The organism is Actinophytocola xinjiangensis (assembly GCF_001921215.1).
GTDB classification, from domain to species: Bacteria; Actinomycetota; Actinomycetes; order Mycobacteriales; family Pseudonocardiaceae; genus Actinophytocola; species Actinophytocola xinjiangensis.
Genome location: NZ_MSIF01000004.1, coordinates 162362 through 186946, shown reverse-complemented (window position 1 = coordinate 186946; position 24585 = coordinate 162362). Strand labels below are relative to the sequence as shown.

The window sequence follows — 24585 nt, the reverse complement described above, 5'->3', positions numbered from 1 at the left end:
GTGGTCGAGCGTGACCGGACAGACCCGGCTCGACCGTCGGCGTGTGCGTGCCCTGGGTGAGCTGGCCGCCAGGATCGCCGGGGCCACCGAGGTCGACGAGGTCGGTCCGGCCGCGGTGACCGCGCTCACCGACGCCGGCCTGCCCTTCGCCAGGCTCTACGAGTGCGACGGCCCGCTGCTGTCGCTCTCGGCCGCGGCCCCCGACGGCGAGCACGGTCCGGCGCCGCCGGCCCTGGCCGAGGTGCTCTCCGCCGGTGAGCCGGCCACGCTGCCCGCCGGCCTGTTCTCCGCGGCCGGCCGGGGCGAGCGGGCGCTGGCCGTTCCGTTGCGCGACGGTCAGGGCGTGCTGGGCGTGCTGGTCACCGCGCTCGAACCGAACCGGGACGCGCGCGAGTTCGTCGATCTGGTGGCGCGCACGACGACCGCCGCGCTGGCCAACGCCGCCGCGCGCACCGCCGACCGCCGCCGGGTGGGCGAGTTGGAGGAGCAGGACGCGGCCCGCAGCGACCTGTTCGTCAGTGCCAGCGACGAGCTGCGGACCCCGTTGACGTTGGTGTCCGCGCCGGCCGAGGAGGCGCTGGCCGACACCGACGACCCGCTGCCGCCGGCCCAGCGCGAGCGCATCCGGCTGGTCCGGCGCAACGCCGCGCGGCTGCGCCGGATGCTCAACAACATCATCGACGTCACCCGGGTCTCCAGCGGCAGTCTGCACGCCGAGCGGGTCGCCACCGAGCTGGGCCAGCTGACCCGGGAGGTCGCCGCCTCGTTCGCGCCGGCCATCGAACGCGGCGGGCTGGATCTGGAGGTGGACAGCCCGGGGTTGGCCCGGATGGTGTTCGTCGACCGGGAGATGTGGGAGCGGATCGTGCTGAACCTGCTCTCCAACGCGCTCAAGTTCACCCTCTCCGGCCAGATCACGCTGCGGCTGCACGGCGGGCGGGACGACGTGCGGCTCACCGTGCAGGACACCGGCCTTGGCATTCCGCCCGAGGAGATTCCGTTGCTGTTCAAGCGGTTCCACCGGCCGCCGGGTGTCGCCGGGCGCACCGGCGAGGGCGCGGGGATCGGCCTGGCGCTGGTCAACGACCTGGTGGCGTTGCACGGCGGGACGGTGACCGCGCACAGCGCGCCGGGCACCGGTACGACCTTCGAGGTGCTGGTGCCCTACGGCACCGGGGCGATGAGCGCGCCGAGTGGTCAGCCGGGCTGGGTGCGTGAGGTGCACCTGGCCGAGGCGTTCGGCTGGCTGGCCGAGGATCCCGATCCGCCGGGCGGTGTCGGCGGGCCGCCGGTGCTGGTGGTCGAGGACAACGCCGAGCTGCGTGGCTACCTCGTCCGCCTGTTGAGTCCACAGTGGACTATCCAGTCGGCGGCCGACGGACGGACCGCGCTCGCGCTGGCCCGCTCCCTGCGCCCGGCGCTGGTCCTCACCGACCTGAGTCTGCCGACCATGAACGGGCTGGCGCTGCTCAACGCGCTGCGCGGCAACCCGGCCACCCGCGACGTGCCGGTCATCCTGCTCTCCGCCCAGACCGGCGCCGAGGCCGCCGCCGCCGCGCTGCACGCCGGCGCCGACGACTACCTGGTCAAACCGTTCTCCTCGGTCGAGCTGCTGGCCAGGGTCCGCTCGACCATCGAGCTGGCCAGGCTGCGCGCCCAGCAGAGCGCCCGCGAGGTCGTCCAGGCACGCTTCGCCGAGCAGCTCGCCGAGGCCACCGAGGTCCAGGAGGTGCTGGCCGTCGCCGCCGACCACCTCGGCGAGCCGTGGTCGGCCAGCGCCCTGACCGTCGTGGCCTGGGACCCCACCCAGGAGCCGGCGACCATCGCCGGCCGGCCGTGGGACACGCTGCCCGCCGACGTGCGCCAGGTGATGGAGGACCTGCGCCACCAGCCGGGGCTGTCGGTCACCAGCCGGCCCGCCGACTACGCCACCGGGGCCGGCGCGGGCGCCGGCGCCACCGTCGACGTGCTCGGCGAGCACACCGTGGTGTGGCTGGACCTGCCGGCCGAGCCACCGCTGACCAGCTCGGACCGCAACCTGCTCCGCGCGCTGTGCGGGCAGCTCGGCCTGGCGCTGAGCCGGGCGCGCTCCTTCGAACAGCAGCGCACCGTCGCGGTGACCCTGCAACGCTCGATCCTGGGCCCGGTCACCACGCCCGGCGGCGGGTTCGCCGCCCGCTACGAGCCGGCGCGCAGCCCGCTGGAGGTCGGCGGCGACTGGTACGACATCGTCGACCTGCCCTACGGCGGCACCGGCCTGGTCGTCGGCGACTGCGTCGGCAGCGGGCTGGAGGCGGCCACCGTGATGGGCCAGCTGCGCAGCGCCTGCCGGGCGCTGCTGCTCCAGCACAACAGTCCCGCCGCCACGCTCAGCGCGCTGGACGGGTTCGCCGGCACGCTGGAGGGCGGGGCGTGCACCACCGTGCTGTGCGCGTGGCTGTCCCCGGACACCGGCGTGCTCACCTACAGCTCGGCCGGCCACCCGCCGCCGGTCGTGGTCGACCCCGACGGCAACCGGACCCTGCTCGACCAGGCGACGTCCGTGCCGCTGGCGGTGCGCGCCAACGTCACCCGCCCCGAGCACACGGTGACCCTGGCGCCCGGCTCGACCCTGCTGCTCTACACCGACGGCCTGGTGGAACGCCCCGAGCGACCCATCGACGACGGCATCGACGCGGCCGCCGACATCCTGGTCGCCGGCTGGCGCGTGCCCGAGGAGGCGCTGGCCGACCGGGTGCTGGGCGTGCTCGGCCCGCGCACCGGCGCCGACGACGTGGCCGTGCTGCTCTACCGGCAGTCCGCGCCGGGCGCGGCCCGGTTCGTCCGGTCCTTCGCCGCAGACCCGGCGGAGCTGCGGCCGGCGCGGGTGGCGTTGCAGGAGTGGCTCACCGCGTGGACCGCCGACCAGGACGTGATCGAACGGGCGATGCTGGCCTCCGGCGAGGCGTGGACCAACTCCCTGGAGCACGGCTACCAGCTCAACCGGGACCGCAAGGTGCACACCACGGCCACCATCCACGACGGCCAGCTGGAGATCGTGGTGGCCGACCTCGGCCACTGGCGCACGCCGGGGCCGGTCGGCGACCGGGGCCGGGGCATCCGGCTGATGGAGGGCGTGTGCGACCAGGTCGTCATCGACACCGACGAGCAGGGCACGACGGTGCGGCTGGTGATCGAGCTGTAGCCGCTACTCCGCGGCCGGGGTGCCCAGCGCCTCGTCCAGGCTGGGGTGCACCGAGAACACCTGGTCCAACGCGGTCACCTGGATGGCGCGCGGCACGACCGTGCCGTTGGCGACCAGGGCCAGCAGCACCCCGCGCTCCACGCACTGGTTGTTCAGGTCGACCAGCAGGGCCAGACCGGCCGACCCGATGAACGTCAGCCCGGACAGGTCGACCACGAGCGGTGAGGGCGCCGAGGACACCTCGGGCACGCCGTCCAACCGCTCCCGCAGCACCGGGACGGTGGCCAGATCCAGCTCGCCACTCACCGACACCACGACCGCACTGCCCCGGGCACCCACGTCCACGGTGAGCAGATCCGAAGAACCCACTACGCCTCCACCTCACGTCGCCGGCACCAGCCTACCGGCGCCACGTCCAGGCCACCGACGCTACGCCGGGGGCGCCACTCTTTCCGGTTTCACCTGGTAGGCGGCCGAGAACAGCAGGTTCTCCAGGGCACGCAGACAGTCCTCGACCGGGACCAGCGTGGTGTCGGAGTGCAGGGTGACCTCGGCCCGGCCCACCGTCAGGTGAGCGCCGCCGACCGGGTGCGGCGTGGCCGGCGGTGGCTCCCGCTGGCCCAGCGGCCGCACGTCGACACAGGCGAACGGCCGGCCCGGAACCGCTTTGGCCAGTTTGTCAGGGTCGTAGCGGGCGAAGCGGTGCGCGCGGACCACCGCGCGCCAGGTCTGGGTCACCAGGTCGCCGAAGGAGGGCACCGCCAGGTCCAGCACGACCAGCCCGTCCTGGGCGACCGAGGCCACCACGTCCCGGCAGTCGGGGTGGAACCGGTTGCTGACCACCGTGCGCAGCGGGACCAGGTTCTCGTCGGTGAGCGTGCCGACGACCTTCGCGAACGCCGCCAGGTACACCGTCGAGGGCCGCACGCCGTGCCGCTGGGCCACCACGTGCGCGGCGTTGCCCAGGGCAGTGGAACGCAGCGTCACCGCCGCCGGTTCGCCGGGCGGGGCGTCGACCAGCGTCACCCGGCGCAGCTGGGTACGCCAGTGCCGGATGGCGCGCTCGGTGAGCGGCGCGCCGGTCTCGCGCTGGCGCTGGGCCTCGTCGGCCGGGCGGGTGGCGCTACGCACCGGCAGCGCGCCGCGCAGCAGCAGCCCCAGGTCCTTGACGACCAGGTCCATGCCGTTGTCGTCGACGGCCAGCGGACTGCACACCAGCACCATGTGCACCACGATGTCGGCGGCCACCACCACCGCCACCCGCAGCGGCCACTCCTCGACGTGGTTGAACGCCCTGGTCGCCAGGCGGGTCCTGGCGCCGGCGAGCACCGTGGCGGTCTCCTCGGGGGCGCAGTGCAGCACGTCCAGGGTGAGCGCGCCGGTGCTGGCGACCTGCTGGCGGACCAGTTCGGCGACCCCGTCGGCCAGGTCGGCCGGCAGGTCCTCCGGGCGGTCGGGGCCGATCAGCCGGGTACGCAGCGCCTCGTGCCGCCCGACCAGCGCGGTGATCGCGTCCACGGCCAGCGGCAACAGCACCGGCGGGGTGTCCAGGACCCGGGTGACGTTGAGCGCGCTGTGCTGGCGCATGACGTGTCGCTGGCCCCAGGTCAACGGCGCGACGAGGCTCCGCTCCCCGGTGAACACGATCTTCATGGTGACCCTGGCCTTCACGGGGCTCGGCGGAGAAGAAGTACCCGGACGGCGCGCGAGTCTGGCATGTCAGGTCAGCGCGAACAAGAGACCGTCCGGGTACTGGTCGCTCAGCGCACCACCACCGGCTCGCGTTCCACCGACACCGCCGGCAGGCGCCGCTCCAGCCAGTGCGGCAGCCACCACGCCCGCGCGCCGAACAGCCGCATCACCGCCGGCACCACCAGGCACCGGATCACCAGCGCGTCGACCAGCACGGCCACCGCGAGACCCAGGCCGAACTGGCGCAGCATCCGGTCCGGGCTGAGCAGGAACGCGCCGAAGACCACCACCATGATCGCCGCGGCGGCGGTGATCACACCGCCGGTGCCGGCCAGTCCCTCGCGCACGGCGTGCGCGGCGTCGCGGGTGCGCCGCCACTCCTCGTGCATCCTGGTCACCAGGAACACCTCGTAGTCCATCGACAGCCCGAACACGATGGCGAAGATCATCACCGGGACGAACGCCTCCACCGGCCCCGGCTGCGCGCCGAACCAGCCCTCGCCGAACACCAGCGTGACCACGCCCAGCGACGCGCCGATGCTCAGCAGGTTGAGCACCGCCGCCTTGAGCGGCACCAGCACCGAGCGGAACACCACCACCAGCAGCACGGTCGACAGGCCCACGACGACCAGCAGGAACAGCGGCATCCGGTCGCCGACGGCACCGGCGAAGTCGGTGGCCGCGGCGGTCGCGCCGCCGATCAGGTAGGTCGCCCCGGTCCGCTCGGCCAGCGGCGGCACCACCTCGGTCCGCAGCCGGGTCACCAGCTCGCTGGTCGCCTCGTCCTGCGGCGAGCTGTCCGGGTACACCAGCACCAGGCCCAGGCCATCGGCCGGGCGCAGCGGCTCGCCGACCCTGGCCACGCCGTCGGTCACCGCGAGCTCGCCGGCCAGTGCGTCCAGCCCGGCCGGATCACCTTCGGCGACCGCGACCAGCGGGCCGTTCACGCCGTCGCCGAAGCCCTCGGCCAGCAGGTCGTAGGCCTGGCGGCTGGTGTGGTCGGGCGCCTCGGTGCCGGCGTCGGCGAACCCCAGGTGCATGCCGAGCGCCGGCAGCGACAGGCCGGCCAGCAGGGCCAGCGATCCGACCAGCACCGGCCACGGCCGGCGCTGCACGACCCCGCCCCAGCGCCGCCAGCCCTCGCCGCTGCCGCGCCGCCGCCGCAGTACCGAACGCTCCAGCCGCCGGCCGAACAGCGTGAGCAGCGCCGGCAGCAGGGTGATCGAGGCGACCATGGTGACCAGCACGGTCAGCGAGACCGCCAGCGCCACCCCGCGCAGCGAGCCAAGGCCCAGCGCCAGCAGACCCAGCAACGCGATCATCACCGTGGCGCCGGCGAACAGCACCGACCGGCCGGCGGTGTCCAGCGCGGTGCGGGCGGCGGTGTCCCGGTCGGCGCCGCCGCGCAGCTCACCCCGGTACCTGGTGAAGATCAACAGGGCGTAGTCGATGCCGACACCCAGACCGACCAGCATCATCAGCGGCGGCGCGTAGCTGGGCAGGTCCACCAGCCAGCTCGCCAGCGAGATCACGCCCAGCGTGCTGCCGACCGCCAGCAACGCGGTCACCAGCGGCAACGCCGCCGCCAGCAGCGAGCCGAACATGAACACCAGGATCACCAGCGCGGCCAGCATCCCGGCGCCCTCGGCCGCCCCGCCGGCGCTCTCCTCGGCGCCCCGGACCGCCTCCCCGCCCAGCTCCACCCGCAGGCCGTCGCCCTGCGCGGCCTTGGCGGTGTCGATGATCCGCCGCACGTCCTCGACCGGCACGTCGGTCGCCGCCCCGTCCAGGGTCACCGTGACGAACCCGACCGAGCCCTCCGGCGACCGCACCGGTTCCCGTTCGACCTCGCTGACGTGCGGCAACGCGGCCACCTCGGTCAGCATCGCGGCGACCCGCCCGTCACCGGTGTCGCCGTCGAACACGATCTGGACGGTGTCCCCCGCCCGCGACGGCGCCTGCCCGGCGAGCGCCTCGGCCACCCGCGCGGACTCGGTGCCCGGCAGCGAGTGGTCGTCGCGGTAGTCGCTGCCCACGACCTGCGAGACGGCCGTGATCCCGGCGAGGGTCACCAGCCACAGCACCAGCGCGAGCCAGTGGTGGCGCCGCGACCAGCCCGCCACCCTGGTCAGCATTCCGTTGTCGTTCTGCCTGTTCTCCACGCCGACAGGCTGGCCCGCCGGCCCGGTCCGGATCATCGGGCGCGGGATGGCAATCGGCCTACGACCCGGGTCGCCCCGTCAGGGCGATCCCGTACGCCCGGAGTCGTCCAGCCAGCGCGGCCGGACCGTGCCCGACTCGTAGGCCAGCACCACCAGCTGCGCCCGGTCCCGGCAGCCCAGTTTGGTCAGGATGCGGCTGACGTGCGTCTTGGCGGTGGCCGGGCTGAACACCAGCCGCCCGGCGATCTCGTCGTTGGACAGGCCGGCGGCGACCAGGGTCAGCACCTCGCGTTCGCGTTCGGTCAGCGAGTTGAGCCGGGGTCCCGGCTCTGGCGCGGTGACCCGGGCGGCGAACTCGGCGATCAGCCGGCGGGTCACGGCCGGCGCGAGCAGCGCGTCGCCCCGGGCGACGACCCGCACGCCGTGGATCAGCTCAGCCGGCTCGGTGTCCTTGACCAGGAACCCGCTCGCGCCGGCGCGCAGCGCGCCGTAGACGTGGTCGTCGAGGTCGAAGGTGGTCAGGATGATCACCCGGACCTCGCCGAGGGCGGGGTCGGCGAGGATCTGGCGGGTCGCGGCCAGGCCGTCGAGGTGGGGCATCCGGATGTCCATCAGCACGACGTCGGGCGCCAGCGAGCGGGTCAGCGCGACCGCCTCGTGCCCGTCGCCGGCCTCGCCGACCACCGTGATGCCGTCCTCGCCGTCGAGGATCGACCGGAAGCCGGCGCGCACCAGGTTCTGGTCGTCGGCCAGCAGGACCCGGATCACGGCGCCCCGAGCGGGAGCCTGGCCAGCACGCGGAACCCGCCGCCGTCGCGGGCCCCGGCGACCAGCGTGCCGCCCAGCGCCCGCGCCCGTTCCCGCATGCCCTGGATGCCGTTTCCCTGAATGCCGTTGCCCGCGATCCCGTTGCCGGGGCGGACGCCGTTCGTGCCCGTACCGCCACTGCCGTTGTCGTCCACCTGGACGCTGACCTCCTCGTCGGTGTAGCTGATCCGCACGACCACGCGGCCCGCCCCGGCGTGCCGGGTGACGTTGGTCAGCGCCTCCTGCACGATCCGGTAGGCCGCCAGGTCCACCCCCGGGGGCAGCCGGGCGGGTTCCCCGGACACCTCGCGGTGTACGTCCAGGCCGGCCGCGCGGGCCCGGTCGAGCAGGTCGTCGACCGCGTCCAGGCCGGGGACGGCCAGCGGCGCGGCCTCGTCGACCTGGCGCAGCACGCCGAGCGTGCCGCGCAGCTCGCGCAGGGCCTGACGGCTGGAGTCCTTGATCGCGGCCAGCGCCGGGCGGGAGCCGTCGGGCGCCGGGCCGTCGCGGTCCAGCCGGTGCAGCGCGGCGCTGGCCTGCACGTTGATCAGCGAGATGTTGTGCCCGAGGACGTCGTGCAGCTCGCGGGCGATGCGCAGCCGCTCCTCGGTGGCCCGCCGGGCCGCCTCGGCCTCCCGGCCGTGCTCGGCGACCCGCGCCCGGCTCTCGGCCTCCCGCAGCAGCTCGCGCCGCCCGTGCACCACGGCGCCGACCGCGATCACCGCGACGAACCAGCCGACCATCAGGAACATCGAGATGTTGTCCAGGTGTCTGGCCTCGGTGGTGGCCAGCTCGCCGGCCACGGTCAGCCCGACGGCCAGCACCGCCGTCCCGGCCGCGACCGCCACCCGCCCGCGGGCCGCCGCGCTGAACAGCGCCACCGCGAACGTCAGCACGATCGGACTACCGGGACCGGTCAGCGGGTAGTACAGCGAACAGGCCAGCAGGGTCGCGGCGAGCACCGCGACCGGGTAGCGCCGCCGCCAGCCGAGCACGGCCGCCGACGACACGATCAGCACCCAGCCCAGCGCGGTCATCTCGCCGTCGCCACTGGCCGCGGCGAGCAGTGTCGCGACCGTCACGAACGCGCCGGTGGCCGCCGCCACCAGCGGATCCGTCCATCTACGCGCGACCGTCCACACAGCCGCAGCATAGGGAGGCGGTGACGGCCGGGGCGTCAGCACAGAGATGTATTCCGTCGCATGCGGACTGTGTCACGACCGGGAATCGGTGATCGCCGGTGACCTGTTGCGACTGTCGCGGGACAAGTAGTGTCTTGCCGATCGGTCCCAGCCGGGACACCTACCCTAAGCTGCACGGATACCCGCGAGATTGCTCCGAAAGGACGAATACTGGCATCTGGGAACCACGGCGGACCAACCGTCGAACCCCACGGTTCTCATCCCTGCCGGTACTCTGAGCTACGTGGTGATGACAGATCAGTATCATCACGAGGGCGATCACGTAGTTGACCACGGACCGTGCGTGGCGAACGCCGGTGGTCAGCGGGACGCGGGGGGTCGTCCGCCTCTGGGGCGGGAGCAGCCGACGAGAGGTCGACACGGGGGTTGACGTTGAACCAACGGACGCCGGGTTTCTCCGCCGTACTGGCGGTCCGGGAGTTCCGTGCGATCTGGTTCGCGGAAGCACAGTCGATCTTCGGTGACCAACTGGCGAAGGTCGCGCTCACGATCCTGGTCTACGAGCGGACCGAGTCCGCGCTGTGGGCCGCGCTGGTCTACGCCCTCACGTTCCTCTCCGCGCTGGCCGGCGGACTCGGCCTGTCCCAGTTGGCCGACCGCTTCCCGCGCCGCCAGCTGATGGTCGTCTGCACCGCCGGGCAGGCGGTGCTGGTCGGCCTGATGGCCATTCCCGGCATGCCGATCCCGGTGCTGTGCGCGCTGGTGGTCGGCGTCGGCCTGCTCCAGTCACCGGCCGCGGCCGCGCAGAACGCCGTGACCAGGGTGATCCTCACCGACGACGACCTGTACCTGCGCAGCCAGGACCTGCGCGGGATCACCACCAACACGCTGATGCTGCTCGGCCTGGCCGGCGGCGGCGTGCTCGTGGTGGGTATCGGCACCAGCTGGGCGCTGGCGATCAACGCGGTCACGTTCGCGATCAGCACGGTCGTCGTGCACCGGTACGTGCGCAGCCGGGAGGCCGCCGGTGCCGGCGAGGAAGGCTGGTTCGGCGCCGCCCGCCACGTGTTCACCACGGGACGGCTGCGGACGCTGGTCACCCTGTCCTGGCTGGTCGGTCTGGTCGTCATCCCCGAGGGCCTGGTCGCGCCGCTGGCCAGCGAGCTCGGCGCGTCCTCGGCGACCATCGGTGTGATGCTCGCGGCGGACCCGCTGGGGTTCGTCGTCGGCGCGTACGTCCTGAGCAAGTTCGTTCCCGCGCACCAGCGGGTGCGCGTGATGGGCGTGCTGGCCACCTGCGCGTCGGCCACGCTCGTGCTGTTCGCGTTGAACCCGCACGTGGCGTTCGCGATCGGCCTGCTGGCGTTGTCCGGGGCGTTCGGCGCCTACCAGATCACGGTCAGCGCGACCTTCACGTCCCTGGTGCCCGACGAGATCCGGGGCGGCGCGTTCGGGGTCATCCGAACGGGCCTACGGGTCTCACAGGGCGTAGGCGTGGCGATCGGCGGAGCGGTCGCGGAAGGCATCGGTTCGACGACGACGACCATCGCGTTGGCCGGTGCGCTCGGTGTGGCCATCGCGATCCCCACGACTGTTGCCTGGGCACGCCACAACCGACCCGAGCGGGCCGAACCCACGTCGAACCTGAACATCTCCACATCATGACGGTCCTGCCGCCGATCACCAGACCTCGGACGGCAGCCGCGCGGAATCACATGTCGCGGTCCCTCATCGGGTTCACCTCCACGGAGACGCCATCGAGTCAATCTCACCGTAGCGGTGGGACATTATGGCAAGCTCGCCTGTCGCGTACAGACCACGGTCCGAGATCCAGCCATCTTCCGCCACGGCACGAGGGACACCGGAAGTCGGGGAAAGCGGGCACCGAAGCCCGCCCCCCGACGTCAACAACCTCGGGGCACACTGTGGGGTGTCACGAACGGAAGGATCTACGCGCATGAACTCCGCCGCTGCCGAGGGGCCCAGGCAGGCGTCGTGTCCGCCGACTGATCCTTCCGTGGCGGAGGACCATGATCGGCGGCAGAACACTCGGCTTACCGGGGCGCGATACCAATGTCACCTACAAGTGTGAACGATCCCGGTGGATCGCAACACTCCGGAGCCACATTTTTAGTGCGTTTGCGTCAGTGGGCACTCTGGCAACAACCGCCGGCCCTGATCGTCTATATGGTCGTATCCGGGCTACTCGCGACCACCGCGATCGTCCTGACCACGGTCACCGCCTCCACCCCGGTACGCGAGGACTGGTTCCGGTTCGCCGCGCTCGCGGTCTGCGCGTCGGTGCACCTGCAACTGTCCCGCCGCCAGGAGGAACGCCGCAGGTCACGCAAGCCGACGGTGCAGATCGACCTGGTCGGTATCTGGTCGTTCGCCGGCGTGGTGGTGCTGCCCATCCACCTGGCCCTGCTGGGCATCGTGCTCAGCCGGACCCAGCGCTGGGTGGTCGCCCGGCGCCCGCTGTACCGATTCATGTTCTCCACCTCCAGCGTCCTGCTGGCCGCGGTGGTGGCCCACGAGGCGCTCGCCGCGTTCGGTCCCCGGACGTGGTCGCGCACCGGCGTGATCGACTCGATCGCCGAGTTCGGGATCCTGATGCTGGCCGGGATCGTGTACTTCTCGGTCCAGGCGGCGGTGATCGCCATCGGCATCATCCTGCTCCGACCGTCGCAGCCGACGATCCGGACCGTCCTGGGCACCAAGGACGACAACGAGCTCGAGGCGCTGACCATCGCCCTGGGCACGGTCGCGGCGATCCTGCTGGTCAACGTCCCGGCGGCGCTGGCGATCATCGTGGTGGTGTCGGTCATCGGCAACCGGATCGCCGAGATCAACCAGTTGCAGGAGGCCGTGCGCACCGACCCCAAGACCGGCCTGCTCAACATCCGGGGCTGGCGCGAGGGCGCCGAACGCGCCCTGTCACGGGTCGAACGCGCCAACGGCTCGGCCGCGGTGCTGATGGTCGACCTCGACCACTTCAAGTCGATCAACGACACCTGGGGCCACCCGGCCGGCGACGACATGCTGGAGTACGTCGCGCACGCGCTGCGCGGGGCGACCCGCCCCAGCGACATCCTGGGCCGCTTCGGCGGCGAGGAGTTCGTGGTGTTCCTGCCCGACGCGTCCACCGACGAGGCCAAGCTCGCCGGCGAACGCATCCGCCGGATGATCTCCGAGCTGCACGTGCCGACCACCGACAAGCGCGGCGGCCCGGTGGCCATCACCCACCGCACCACCTCGATCGGTGTCGCCATCTACCCCGACCACGCCAAGGAGCTCGGGGACCTGTTGCAGTCGGCCGACGCGGCGGTCTACGAGGCCAAGGAGAACGGCCGCGACCAGGTACGCATCGCTTCCTGACCCGCCTCCTGAGTGATCGCCCGGGTGAGTTCGGTAACCGGACGAACCGGCCGTTGGCGCTGATCCCTACGGGTAATCTGCTTCCATGGGGACTCGCGTGCCCGGCGGCCGATGATCGGGGGAACCGCCGCGGACCCGGAGCTGGGAGGCGACCGGGTCCATTCCGGCATGCCCCGACCACTGTGGCTGGTGGCGATGCTGTTGGCCGCCGCCGCGTTCGCGGTGATCGCCTCGCGCCCGACCCCGCCGGTCACCAGCCCGCCGACCGGTGACGTCGCCAAGGTCGCGGCCGCCATCGAGGCCCAGCTCGACCCGGCCGGCGGCCGGGACCCGATCGCCCTGCTGCCCGACGACTTCACCGAGGTCAGCGGGCGCGAACCGATCCACCTCACGGCCCCGGACGGCACCGTGCGCGCGGTCCACCCCGACGGCGCCTGTTCCTCGCCGTGGGGCGACACCCGCTGGGACTACAGCGTCGGCTGCAAGGCCCACGACCTGGGCTACGACATGCTGCGCTACGCCGAGGCCAAGGGCCAGCCGCTGTCCACCGACCTGCGCGAACGCCTCGACGACCGGCTGTCGCTGGACATGCACGCCCAGTGCGGGTACAACCCGCGTGGCTCCCCGGCCTCCTGCGAGGTCGTCGCCTCGCTGTACACCGTGGGTCTGGTCGTCAACTCCTGGCACCAGCAGTGGGGCCCGCCCAAGAACGAGCCGGTCGGCCCGTGGTCGGTGGCGATGGTGGTCATCACGCTGCTGGTCGTGGCCCGCGCGCCGGCCGTGGTGCGCCGGGGCCCGCGCCGCCATCGGCCGCGCCGCGCGCTGGTCCCACTGGCGCTGCGGCCGGCCGAACGTGCCCGCGCCGAGTACCTGCGGCTGCTGCGCGCGGTGGCGCTGGCCGGGATCGTGGCCGCCGAGTCCCTGCTGGCGTTCACCATGCGCGGGGACGCCGAACCGGGCTGGGTGTGGCCGCTGACCTGGCTGTTGCAGCTGGTTCCGCTGTTCTTCCTGGCCGGCGGGCACGCCACGCTGCTGGCCTGGCGGGCGACCCGCGCGGCCGGCGCCGGCTACGGCACCTACCTGGTCGACCGCATCGGCTGGCTGATCCGCCCGGTGCTGGCGTTCGTCATCGCCTGGCTGGTCATCCCGCTGTCGCTGGAGCTGCTGGAGGCACCGGACGAGTCGGTGACCGCGTTCAGCAGGCTGATCGTGCAGCCGCTGTGGCTGTTGGGGCTCTACCTGCTGGTGGTGGCGTTGCAGCCGGTGACGTCCTGGCTGCACGAGCGGCTGCCGGTGGTGACGCCGGTGGTCCTGGTCGCCGGGGTGGTGGGGCTGAGCTTCGTCGGCGGCTCGCTGGCCGCGCACGTCGGCGGGGTGCTGGTGGCGCTGCTGTTCGCCCAGCTGGCCTGCCTCTACGCGGCCGGCACGCTGTGGCGGGTGCCCCGGTGGCTGCTGGTGGGCGTGGCGGTGAGCGCGTTCGCCGGGCTGGTGGTGCTCACGGTGTTCGGCGCGCAGCCGAGGTTGCAGCTGGCGGAGCCGACCGGGTACGCGGCGTTCGCGCCGTCGCTGGCCGGGGTGCTGCTGATCGGGGTCGTCCAGCTGTGCCTGGTGGTGCTGCCGCGCGAGCCGGCCCTGCGGGCGCTGGCGACCAGCCCGACGGCCAGGACGGTGTCGGTCGTGCGGACCGCGCCGATGACCGTCTACCTGCTGTACCTGTGCGCGATGCTGGTGCTGGAGGGTCTGGTGGGGGTCGCCAGCGGCGGCCAGATCCCCGGCAGCGGCATCGAGTGGCTGACCCGCCCGCGCACGCTGCTGGCCATCGGTCTGGTCGCGCTGCCGACGCTGGTGACGTTCCTGTGGTTCGAGCGCGAGCGCCGGGGTGCCCCGGCGCCGGCCGAGACCGTCGAGGACCTCGGTGTCGACCCCGGGCCGCGCCGGACGTGGCCCGACAGTGTCGCGGCTGGGCTGGGCGTGGTCTACGGGGTGCTCGGGGTGCTCGGCTTCGCGGTGACCGGGCTGTCCGGCTGGACGCAGACCTCGACGCTGCTCGGCCTGCCGATCGACCCGATGGCCAACCTGATCCATCTGCTGGTCGGCTGGTACCTGGTGCACTGCGTCCACCTGCAGACCGCCGGCCGGCCGGGGCCGTGGGTGGTCACCGCGATCGCCGGTGTGCCGCCGATGCTCACGACCATCAGCGGTGTCGGCACGGCCGTGCACGGTGCCACGATGGTCGTCGCGTTGGGGGTCGCGTTCGCGTGCGTCCAGCCGGTGCGGGCCAGACCGGCCGGTGCCGGCACGGTGCCCGTCGGTCGGTGAAGTTTCCGCGTTGATCATGCGTGCCGGACCGGTCACCCTGCGCGACGTGTGCGAGTCTGGAAGACAACCTCAGGCGCGGCCGACACGTCCATGCGGTACAGGTCGATGCTTGTGCCGGGTCGGAGCGGGGAAGCCCAGGATCGTCCGCTGTGGGAGGAGTACGGGGTGAACTATCGGCCACCAGGGCCGGAAGGCCGGGGGTCACCGCCGGAGCGGCGGGGGTACGGGGCGGGTCACGGCCGCCCGGTCCCGCCGCGCGACGGCGGGCGGATGCCGCCGCCGTCGACCCCGCCGGCCAACGCCGGCCGGGTGGTCGGTCGCCCCGGTGACCGACCGGACCCGTACCGTCGCCCGCCGCGCACGGCCGACGCCCGCTGGGAGCCGAGATCCGACCCGCGCACCCGGCCGGTCCCCCGCCCGCCGCACCGCCCGCCGCACCGCCCGCCGCACCACCCGCCGCGCCGTCCGGTGCTGGCCGGGGCCAAGGTGGCGCTGACGGTGCTCTCGGTGCTGGTGCTGGCAGCCACCGGCTACTACTGGGGGCGCATCGAGGAGTTCCGGGCCAGTCTGACGACCGCCGACGTGATCGGCGGGTTGGAGGAGCGGCCGGCCGACGGCGCGGTCGACATCCTGATGGTCGGCATGGACAGCCGCACCGACGCGCGGGGCAACCCGCTGTCGGACGAGCAGTTGCGGATGCTCTCGGCCGGGGTGAGCGACGGCGAGCTGAACACCGACACGCTGATCATGATCCGGATCCCGAACGACGGCGGGAAGGCCTACGCGGTGTCGATGCCCCGCGACTCCTACGTCGACATCCCGGGCTACGGCGAACACAAGATCAACTCCGCGTACCTGCGGGCGAAGAACGACGCCATGGAGCGGTTGGAGGAGGAGGGCGTCACCGACGACGCCGACCTCCAGGTGCGGTCCAACCGGGACGGCGCCAAGAAGCTGATCGCGACCGTCGAACAGCTGACCGGGGCGACGATCGACCGCTACGCCGAGGTCAACCTGCTCGGCTTCTACGACATCACCAAGGCCATCGGCGGGATCGAGGTCTGTCTCAAGGCCCCGGTCGACGACTGGCGTTCGGGGGCGCGCTTCCCGGCCGGGAAGCAGAACCTGTCCGGGGTGGCCGCGCTGGCGTTCGTGCGCCAGCGCCACGGCCTGCCCAACGGCGACCTCGACCGGATCGTGCGTCAGCAGGTGTTCCTCAACGGGATGGCGAAGAAGGTCTTCTCGCAGGACCTGCTGGCGCCGGGTTCGGACACGCTGGACCGGTTGCAGGACGCCATCGGGAAGTCGGTGGTGTTGAGCAAGGACTGGAACGTCGTCGAGTTCGCCCAGGACATGATGGACCTGACCGGCGGCAAGATGTCGTTCCAGACGATCCCGGTCGGCACGCCCGATCTGGACACTCCCGAGGACGGCTCGGCGGTGGAGGTCGACCCGGACGAGGTCCAGGAGTTCGTCGCCGGGCTCGTCGGCACCAAGGCGACGTCCTCGCCCGCGCCGCCCGACGACAGTTCGACCTCGCCGAGCCAGATCACGGTGAACGTGCGGAACGCGACCGGGCAGACCGGCCTGGCCGACTCGGTGGCCTCGTCGCTGGCCGACGAGGGTTTCACCCGGGGCGAGGTCGGCAACGCGCAGGCGCGGGAGCGGACCGTTGTCCGGCACGCGGCCGGCGAGCAGGCTCTCGGTCAGCAGGTGGCCGAGTCGCTGGGCGGTTCGGTGCTCGTCGAGCGGGACGAGAATCTGGCGGAGGGTTCGGTGACCGTGCTGCTCGGTTCGGACTTCTCGGGGCCGGGGACCAACAACGGTTTCGCGGCGAAACCGTTGCTGCGCCTGGATCCGGCCAGGACCGCACAACAGGACCAACCGGACGCCAATGGGTGTGTCAACTAACTTCACACTATCGGGCGACGTTAAGTCGTGTAACCCGAAGTCACAGCGTTGCTGGGTGTCATCGGGCGAACAATTTGTGAAAAGCCGCGTAATCACGACGCCCTGATCCATTCCCTTCTATGTGGGGAGCTGGTCCGATGATCGGCTCCCACCTCGGAGAGGGGCGATCGTGCGGCTGGACACAGCGACCTACCAACGAATACTCGGGGACGAGCTACGGCGCCTGCGCAAACGTCGCGGGTGGACCAGGCGAGACCTCAACCAGCGTCTGCAGAGCGACATCTCGCTGCAGACGCTGGCGACCTACGAACTGGGGACCCGCCAGTGCTCGGTGGTGCGGCTGGTGGAGCTGTGCCTGGCGATGGACGAGGTCCCGCACGAGCTCATGGCCCGCGTCCACGAACGGGTCTTCGACGACTCCCCGGTCGGGGCCATCCGGGTGGACCTGCGCCGGGTCGTGCGCGACAACCGCCCCGCACTGCTCCCGCTGCGCCGCTGGGCCAAGGGAAAACTGGCCGAGAACAACGGACACCAGCCGGCCGACGTCAGCCTGGACATCGCCGCGCTGGAACGGATGGCGGAACTGTGCGGGCTGGAAACCGTGGACCTGATCGCGAGTCTCCGAGAGATCACCTCCCCCGCCGAGGACTAACCGGTCGCCCGCCGCGGCAGCAGGGTGAACGTCTCCGGGTCGGGGTCGCGGGTGTCGAGCCAGTAGCGCCAGGTGAAGCCCGGCCAGATGGTCCGGTTGACGCCCTGGCTGTCCAGGTACCAGCTGCGGCAACCGCCCTGGGTCCACACGCCCTCGACGAGCCGGCGCTGGATCCCCGACTGGAACCGCGCCTGCGCGGACTCCTTGGTGTCCAGCGCTTCCGCGCCGGCCTCATCGGCCATGGCCATCGCCTTGGCCACGTACCGGATCTGCGACTCGATCATGAACACCACCGAGTTGTGCCCGAGCGCGGTGTTGGGGCCCAGCAGGAAGAACAGGTTGGGGTAGCCGGCGACGGTGATGCCGAGGTGGGTCTGGATCCCCGACGCGCGCCACTGCTTGGCCAGGTCGCGCCCGCCGGTGCCGGTGATGTCCAGGTAGTCGAAGGCGTCGGTGACGTGGAAGCCGGTGCCGAGGATGATCGCGTCCACCTCGTGCTCGACGCCCGCACTGTCCACAATGGAATTCTCGCGGACCTCGGCGACACCGTCGGTCACCACCTCGACGTTGGGGCGGGTCAGCGCTGGGTAGAAGTCGTTGGCGATCAGCACCCGTTTGCAGCCCATGACGTAGTCCGGCGTGAGCTTGCGGCGCAGTTCGGGATCGGCGACCGCGCGACGCAGGTGCGCCAGGGCGATCCGCTGCGCCAGGCGCATCAGCCCCGGCCGGCCGTTGAAGCCGATCGCCCGCGCCTCCAGCATCCAGTAGAGCAGGCTGCGGTAGAGCCGCTGCGCGCCCGGCACGCCCCGGAAGACCCGCTTGGCCCACTCCGGGATCGCGACGTCGGCCTTGGGCATGATCCACGGCGGCGTCCGCTGGAACACCGCCAGCTTCGCCACCTCCGGCGCGATCCTCGGCACGAACTGCACCGCGCTCGCCCCGGTCCCCACGACCGCGACCCGCTTGCCGGCCAGGGAGTACTCGTGGTCCCAGCGCGCGGAGTGGAACACCGTGCCGGCGAAGTCCTCCAGCCCGGGCAGTCGCGGCACGCGCGGGATGTGCAGCCCGCCGATGCCCGCCACCAGGTAGCGGCCGACGTACTCGGTGCCCCCGGCGGTGGTGACGTGCCAGCGGTGCTCGTCCTCGTCCCAGCGCGCGCCGGTCATCTCGACGCCGAAGTGGATGTGCCGGCGCAGGTCGTACTCGTCGGTCACCCGGCGCAGGTACCGCCAGATCTCCGGCTGCGCCGAGTAGGACCGCGACCAGTCCGGGTTCTGGGCGAAGGAGAACGAGTACATGTGCGACTGGATGTCGCACGCGCAGCCGGGGTAGGTGTTGTCCCGCCAGGTCCCGCCGATGTCGTCGGCCTTCTCCAGGACCACGAAGTCCTCGCGGCCGGCGCGCCGCAGTTCGATGGCCATCCCCAGACCGGAGAACCCCGTACCGACCACGATTGTGTGGAACTGCCTGGTCATCCCCATGATGGCGACCTCCGTACCGTTGCTCCGCACTACCTTACTGGGAGTAGGTTACTTCCGGTAGTGTTGACCGGTGAGCAGCACACGGCAACCCCGGCGCCGCATGCCCCGCGCCGAACGCGAACGGCAGATGATCGCCGTCGCCGAGGAGATCTTCGCCGAACGGGGCTACCAGGCGTCCTCGATGGACGAGATCGCCGAGGGGGTCGGGGTCTCCAAACCGATGCTCTACGAGTACTTCGGCTCCAAGGAGGGCCTGCTGGTCGCGTGCATCCGCCAGGCACGCGCCGAACTGCTGGCCACCACACTCGCCTCGGTCGAGGGCGTCCTCTCCGCCCGCGAGGCGCTGGAACGGGGCCTGGTGGCCTTCTTCGGCTTCATCGACTCCCACCGGCGCTCCTGGGCCCTGCTGCGCCAGGAGGCCGCCGTCGCCGGCCAGGCGGCCATGGACGAGATCGAGGCCGTCCGCCAGCAGCAGACCGAGGTGAACGCCACACTCTTCGGCTCCTACCTCGTCGGCGTGCCGGACCGCGACCTCCAGGCCTACGGCGAGATCGTGGTGGGCGCCTGTGAACGACTCGCGCAGTGGTACGTGACAAGGGAGGATGTGACCGCCGAGGACGCCGCCGAGCTGATCATGCGCATGGTTTGGCACGGCCTCGGCGGAGCAACCGGCACACACAGTCACGCGTGATCGATTACGGTATGCGGAGCGTGTCTTTCCTGGAGGAAAGACGCGGGGAGTGTGTGAGCGACCGAGGAGGGGCGGGAGCTGTGCGAGAAGCGATCGAGGTCAACTACGAGCCCGACGGCGATGACTGGAAGGTCACCGTCAACGGGAAGGGACAGCAGAAGAGGGGGAAGGCGACCGGTCTGATCGCCGCGCGGGACCGGGCCGACCAGCTGGTGGCGAAGATCGAGCCCGCCGAACAGCGCCGCACGGTCGTGCACCTGCTCAACGGCGACGCGCTGGCGTTCACGTCGGCCTACCTGTCGGCCAGGCTCGCCCGGCCCACCCGGATGCCCGACGAGCAGCCGGCACCGGCCGACGAGAAGCCGAAGGCCAGGACGTCGGGCAAGGCGGCGAAGTCCGCGAAGACCGCGCCGACCTCCGCCGCCAAACAGGCCCCCGAGGTGCCGGCGCCGACCAGAAGCGCGGACGAGCCGCAGCCCGCCTCGACTAGCTGAACAACTTCTTCAGCACCAGCAGGACGAGCAGCACCCCGGCACCGATCAGCGGAATCTTCACCTTGGGTTCGGCGAGCGTGTTCCGCGCGCTCGACCTGGCGTCGTCGACCAGCTTCTTCGGATTGGCCTTCGTGCCGAGCTGGTCGAGTGTCGAGGCGAGTGCCTCACGCGCCAGCTCGATCTCACGCTGAATGGTGTCGGGGTCGCGGGCCACTGTTCCTCCTCTGCGGCAGCTCCAGGCGACAACCGTAGATCACGGAGTTGATCAGGGCACGCGCGGCCGGTCAGTACCGGGACAGTCGCGTGTACATGCCCTCGCAGGAACGCACGACGACCCGCGCGGCGCGCCGCTGGCCGTGACCCAGGGCGTGGTTCTCGGCCTGCTCACGCCAGCGCAGCAACGCGTCGGCGACCGCGCCGTGCAGCTCCTGGCCGCTGGGCTCGCCGACCAGACCCAGCCGCGCCGGCAGCGCGGTGCCGTTACCGCCGACCAAACGGCGGGCCTCGCCGGCCAGGGGGTCGGGCAACGTCGTGCGCCCGCCGTGCAGCGCCGCCAGCAGGCGCAGCTCACGGAACTCGTGCGCGCTGGTGACCACGCCCTCCAGCGCGTCGACCAGCGCGCGGGCGGCCGGGCGGGGTTCCCGGCGCAGCACGACCTCCATCGCCAGCAACGCGGAACGGGCCTTGAGCACGTCGTGCCGGTCGGTGAAGCACTGGGCGAGCGACTCGCGCAACTCCAGCACCCCGCTGCGGGCCACCAGGTCCGTGGCGAGGTCGCCGGCACTCGCATGGCCCTGCCGCACCAGCGTGGTCGCCAACCGCACACCGAACAGTCCGAACCGGTCCAGCAACGCCACCCTGGTCCGCGCGTCGACCCGCACCGGCGCGCTCTCGCCGGCGAACCGGTCGGTGGAGAACAGACAGCTCTCCAGGTCCTGGCGCGGCGCGGCCGCCAGCTCGCGCAGCGCGTCGAACTCCTCGGCGGTCATCGTCGCGCCGGTGGCCGCCAGCAGCCCGGACACCGCGACCACGTTCTGGCACAGCGACGCCAGCGCGGGATCGCCCCGGTAGCGGCGGGCGATCCGCCTGGCCGAGGTGAGCGCGTCGATCCGGCCGCCGCCGACCTCGTCCGCGCGGGAGAGCACGACCAGCGCGTTGACCGGGGTCTCGCGGGCGATCGGATGGTCCTGGATCGACCGCAGGAAGCCCAGATCGGTCTCGTGCAGGTGCCGCATGAGGTAGAGCACGGCGTCGGCGTCCATCGACACCCGCGACCCGACGTCCGGTGTGGACTCCAGGGCGGGGGTGTCGATCAGGGTGCTGTCGCGCAGCACGCGGTTGGGCCAGTCGACCACGATCCGGTCCAGGTTCTGCGCCTGCCAGCCCTCCAGGTCGATGTGCAGCTGGTGGTCGACCTTGGCCGCCGGCACGTCCCGGGGCGGCGCCTGCGTCGGGTACAGCTGCGCCCGTGGCGAGCGCCCGGCGCGGTACCAGGTCAGCACCTGGCCGCCGTCCTCGACCAGCAGCGGCGCGATCTCCTCGCCCACCAACGCGTTGACCAGCGTCGAGCGGCCGGTCGACGCCAGCCCGACGACCGCCACCCGCAGCGGCTCGTCGAGCCGGTCGACGTGGCGGCGCAGCCAGTTGGTCGCCCGGGGGCTGTCCCGGTACAGCTCCAGCGCCTCGACCAGCATCGAACGCACCCGCCCGGCGAGCGTCACGCGGTCAGTCCCGGTCGCGGAGTCGGCGAGGTCAGCGCCTGGATCCGCTTGTCGAGGCCGACGAGCTTGTCGACCTCGGCGGCGATCTCCTGGGTGCGCCGGCGCCGGTCGGCCAGGTCGGCCTCGGCGGCCCGCTTGGCCTCCACCGCGCGTTCGGCGATCCCGGCCTGGACCCGTTCGACGACCGAGGAGAAGTGGTCACGCAGCCTGCGTTGGATGAGCCGGGCGGTGTCCCGGCTCTCCTTGCCGTAGGACAGGAAGAAGTCGTCGACGTGGCGCTGCGCGGCGGACTTCGCGGTGGCCTGCCGGCGTTTGAGCCGGCTGCCGCGCTCGTCCCACACGCTCTTGGCGCCGAACGCCGCGCCGGCGCCGATCGAGATCGGGTTGATCAGCGGCATCCCGGCCAGCGTCGTGGCCAGGCCGAACATCAGCAGCCCGCCGTAGGAGCCGCGCAGCCCGACGAACAGCTGCTGGCCGACGGTGAACTTCTCCACCCTGGGCGCCCGCAGGTCGCCGATGTGCTCGAACAGGTCCTCGGCGGCCGAGGCGTCCGGGATCGACTCCTCCAGCGCCACCTGCCGGGCGATCTTCTCCGACACCCACTGGAACCGTTCGACCAGCCAGGCGAAGTTGGCCTCGGCGGTGTCGGCGAGGCTTTCCCGCAGCCAGTCGGCGAACTCGTCCCAGGTCCTGGCCGGGTCGGCGACCTCGAAGAACTCCTCGGCCGTGCGGATGATCTGGCGGGTGCGCTCGCGCAGGTCGTACTCGACGTCCGACATCAGGTCGGCGACCTCGTCGCCGAGCATCGTCTGCCAGCGGCCGGACCGTTTGCGCAGCTCGTCGAGGTGGCCCTGGGCGGCCCGGTACTGCACCTGGGCGGCGCCGAGCGTGCCGCCGCGCGCCTGCGCGAGCTGTTCGCGCAGCGGTTCGAGCAGCTGGCGGGTGACCATCGCGGCCAGCGCGGCGGTGCACCGGCTGGCGAGAGCCTCGCCCTGGCCGAGCACGTCGCGGCGCAGCGCCGCCACCAGCTCCACGAACCCGGACTCGCGGTTGAGGTCCTGGTCGCCGGTGCGCGCGGCGGCCAGCCGCACGGACGCCGAGACCGCCACCAGCTCGACGTCCAGGCCGGCGGCGGCCAGCCGGGCGCGGTTGCGGTCGGCGACCCGGCGCCAGCGCGGCACCATGTCGATCTTCGTGAGGACGACGGTGACCGTCGGGCAGAGCGCGACGACCTGCCGGATCAGGTCCAGCTCGGCCGGGCGCAGCTCGTGGGTGGCGTCGGAGATCACCAGCACGGCGTCGGCGTTGGCCAGCGCGGCGAACGTCGCGGCGGTGCGCACCGGGCCGCCGCCCAGGCCAGGGGTGTCGATCAGCACCAGGCCGCCGGCCAGCAGCTCGCGCGGCACGCCGACCTCGGTGTGCACGTCCGTGCGGCGGGTGACCAGCGCCTTCGTGGCGACCTCGGCGAAGGGCACGGCGACCCTGGCCGGCTCGGCGCCGGCCGGGCCGATGGCGCGCCGGCCGGTGACCGGGACGTCGGCGACGACCGAGGCGGTGGGCGTCTCGGCGTGCTCGACGGTCGTCGGGATCGTGGTGGTGGCGTCGTCGCCCACGGCGCAGACCGGGGCGTTGACCAGGGCGTTGACCAGTTGGCTCTTGCCCTGGTTGAGCTCGCCGATGACCGGGACCCGCAGTTTGGGGTCGAGCAGCAGGGCGCGTCTGCGCTCCAGCTTGCCGGCCAGGTCAGCGCGGTGGTGAGCGATGCAGGCCGCGATGGTGTCGTCCAGAACGGTGAGCCAGGGCGGAGTCCTCACGCGGGTGAGTGTGCCGTGCTAACCCGTATGGGTGAAAGGGGGGCCGGGGCCCGCGATCCGACAATCGCGGGCCCCGGCCGCCTCCCGGGGATGGGGCAATCCCCTATCCAGGCCTCAGAGGCCGAGGTCCAGATCGCCGACGACCGGCAGGTTGTCGGTCACGCCGCTGACGGTGTCGGTGAGCCCGCCGACCGGGCTGTTGGACACCACGTCGCCCACCGGGCTGTTGGACACGACGCTGGTGACCGAGTCGACGCCGAGGTCGGGCAGCTCGACCGGCAGCTGGGGCAGCTGGGCCGGCAGGTCCAGGTCGCCGAGGTTGGGCACGTCGCCGATGCGGCCCTCGAGGTCGGGCAGCTCCGGCAGCTGGACGGGCAGCGAGTCGACCGTGGGCACGGCCACCGGCAGCGCGTCGACCGTCGGCACGTTGGCGACGGCACCGTTGACGGCGCCGGCGCCGGTGGCCACGACCTGGTTGACGGTGTCGGCGCCGGTCTCGACGACGTCGGCGACCGGGGCGGCCGGCGTGCCGGCGAGGAAGCCGGCGAGGGTGTCGGCGCCGGTGTCCACGGCGCTGGTCAGCGTGCCGGCACCGGTCCCGATGAGGGTGGTGGCGGTCGCCGAGACCGAGCCGGTGCCGTCGGTCAGGTCGTCGAGCAGGTCGGCCGGGTCGGCGGTGGTGACCAGGTAGTCACCGTTGCTGTTGATGCCGGCGTAGGCGACCGGGGTGGAGACGCCACCCTCGGCGAAGCCATCGTCGACCTGCGCGACGCCGGCCACGCGGCCGCCGACCGACTGGACGCCGGCCCACAGGTCGGAGCCGTCGGCGTCCTGGTTGACCAGGCCGCCGACGTAGGCGAGGTCCTCGACCGAGGCGACCCCGGTGAGGCCGGTGAGGTCACCGGAGGCGTTGGTGAGGTTGGTGACGTCCAGGTCGACCAGGTCGCTCACGAGCGGCAGGTCGGTCGGCAGGGCGTCGGTGACCAGCGGGATGACCTCTTCCACGTCCTGCGGGGTCAGGTCACCGAGGCCGGCGTCGGCGAGCGCGCCGGTCGGGTCGGCCGCGTAGGCGGCCTTGGCAACCTCGTCGTTGAGCAGATTCGTGACGAAGTCGTGCAGGGTCTGGAACGAGTACAA

General features: G+C 72.3%; 18 protein-coding genes. 8 read left to right on the top strand and 10 right to left on the bottom strand.

From position 1 onward, the window contains the following. The first annotated feature begins 10 nt into the window (after positions 1-10). Positions 11-3184, top strand: a complete 3174-nt coding sequence (locus tag BLA60_RS11320) for a SpoIIE family protein phosphatase (protein WP_075132775.1) — start codon at positions 11-13, stop codon at positions 3182-3184. 3 nt (positions 3185-3187) lie between these two features. Here BLA60_RS11320 and BLA60_RS11315 read toward each other — a convergent pair whose 3' ends face one another. The 5 genes from BLA60_RS11315 to BLA60_RS11295 all read right to left on the bottom strand — a co-directional run bounded on the left by BLA60_RS11315 (position 3188) and on the right by BLA60_RS11295 (position 8951). Beyond that, positions 3188-3553, bottom strand: a complete 366-nt coding sequence (locus BLA60_RS11315) for an STAS domain-containing protein (RefSeq protein ID WP_084734832.1) — start codon at positions 3551-3553, stop codon at positions 3188-3190. Between the two features lie 60 nt (positions 3554-3613). Continuing rightward, positions 3614-4837, bottom strand: a complete 1224-nt coding sequence (locus BLA60_RS11310; protein WP_154814273.1) for a condensation domain-containing protein — start codon at positions 4835-4837, stop codon at positions 3614-3616. A gap of 107 nt (positions 4838-4944) precedes the next feature. Then, a complete protein-coding gene (locus BLA60_RS11305) occupies positions 4945-7038 on the bottom strand; it encodes an MMPL family transporter (protein WP_342744725.1) in 2094 nt (697 codons plus the stop codon). A gap of 78 nt (positions 7039-7116) precedes the next feature. After that, positions 7117-7806 carry a response regulator gene (locus BLA60_RS11300; protein WP_075132773.1) on the bottom strand — a complete coding sequence of 230 codons (690 nt, stop codon included), beginning with the start codon at positions 7804-7806 and terminating at the stop codon, positions 7117-7119. Next, on the bottom strand, positions 7803-8951 hold the full coding sequence (locus BLA60_RS11295; protein ID WP_154814272.1) for a sensor histidine kinase: 1149 nt from the start codon (positions 8949-8951) through the stop codon (positions 7803-7805). Before BLA60_RS11295 ends, BLA60_RS11300 begins: the two co-directional genes overlap by 4 nt. Positions 8952-9419: 468 nt before the next feature. On the opposite strand from BLA60_RS11295, the gene BLA60_RS11290 reads away from it, so the two are divergent. The 5 genes from BLA60_RS11290 (at position 9420) to BLA60_RS11270 (ending at position 17247) form a co-directional block, all read left to right on the top strand. After that, positions 9420-10652: an MFS transporter gene (locus tag BLA60_RS11290; RefSeq protein ID WP_075132772.1), complete on the top strand. Its 1233-nt coding sequence runs from the start codon at positions 9420-9422 to the stop codon at positions 10650-10652. 522 nt (positions 10653-11174) lie between these two features. Next, positions 11175-12365: a GGDEF domain-containing protein gene (locus tag BLA60_RS11285; RefSeq protein WP_075132771.1), complete on the top strand. Its 1191-nt coding sequence runs from the start codon at positions 11175-11177 to the stop codon at positions 12363-12365. Between the two features lie 168 nt (positions 12366-12533). Continuing rightward, positions 12534-14684: a phospholipase A2 family protein gene (locus tag BLA60_RS11280; RefSeq protein WP_075132985.1), complete on the top strand. Its 2151-nt coding sequence runs from the start codon at positions 12534-12536 to the stop codon at positions 14682-14684. A 165-nt stretch (positions 14685-14849) separates the two neighbouring features. Next, positions 14850-16595, top strand: coding sequence for an LCP family protein (locus BLA60_RS11275; RefSeq protein ID WP_162292941.1), 1746 nt, complete (start codon positions 14850-14852; stop codon positions 16593-16595). 169 nt (positions 16596-16764) lie between these two features. Continuing rightward, entirely contained in the window at positions 16765-17247 is a 483-nt protein-coding gene (locus BLA60_RS11270; protein WP_075132770.1) for a helix-turn-helix domain-containing protein, read from the top strand. Here the strand turns inward: BLA60_RS11270 and BLA60_RS11265 are convergent. Beyond that, positions 17244-18728 (bottom strand): flavin-containing monooxygenase, encoded by a 1485-nt coding sequence (locus tag BLA60_RS11265; RefSeq protein WP_425427049.1) that lies wholly within the window; start codon positions 18726-18728, stop codon positions 17244-17246. The two genes, BLA60_RS11270 and BLA60_RS11265, sit on opposite strands and share 4 nt — an antisense overlap. Before the next feature lie 70 nt (positions 18729-18798). On the opposite strand from BLA60_RS11265, the gene BLA60_RS11260 reads away from it, so the two are divergent. Both BLA60_RS11260 and BLA60_RS11255 read left to right on the top strand, forming a co-directional pair. Next, positions 18799-19419 (top strand): TetR/AcrR family transcriptional regulator, encoded by a 621-nt coding sequence (locus tag BLA60_RS11260; protein ID WP_245811935.1) that lies wholly within the window; start codon positions 18799-18801, stop codon positions 19417-19419. An 80-nt stretch (positions 19420-19499) separates the two neighbouring features. Further along, positions 19500-19913: a hypothetical protein gene (locus BLA60_RS11255; protein ID WP_075132768.1), complete on the top strand. Its 414-nt coding sequence runs from the start codon at positions 19500-19502 to the stop codon at positions 19911-19913. On the opposite strand, the gene BLA60_RS11250 is transcribed toward BLA60_RS11255, so the two are convergent. From BLA60_RS11250 to BLA60_RS11235, 4 genes are all read right to left on the bottom strand, one after another. Further along, a complete protein-coding gene (locus BLA60_RS11250) occupies positions 19906-20127 on the bottom strand; it encodes a DUF3618 domain-containing protein (RefSeq protein WP_075132767.1) in 222 nt (73 codons plus the stop codon). The two genes, BLA60_RS11255 and BLA60_RS11250, sit on opposite strands and share 8 nt — an antisense overlap. A 70-nt stretch (positions 20128-20197) precedes the next feature. After that, positions 20198-21634: a hypothetical protein gene (locus tag BLA60_RS11245; protein WP_084734829.1), complete on the bottom strand. Its 1437-nt coding sequence runs from the start codon at positions 21632-21634 to the stop codon at positions 20198-20200. Continuing rightward, positions 21631-23448 (bottom strand): dynamin family protein, encoded by a 1818-nt coding sequence (locus BLA60_RS11240; RefSeq protein ID WP_075132766.1) that lies wholly within the window; start codon positions 23446-23448, stop codon positions 21631-21633. Before BLA60_RS11240 ends, BLA60_RS11245 begins: the two co-directional genes overlap by 4 nt. 114 nt (positions 23449-23562) lie before the next feature. Further along, entirely contained in the window at positions 23563-24585 is a 1023-nt protein-coding gene (locus BLA60_RS11235; RefSeq protein WP_075132765.1) for an IniB N-terminal domain-containing protein, read from the bottom strand.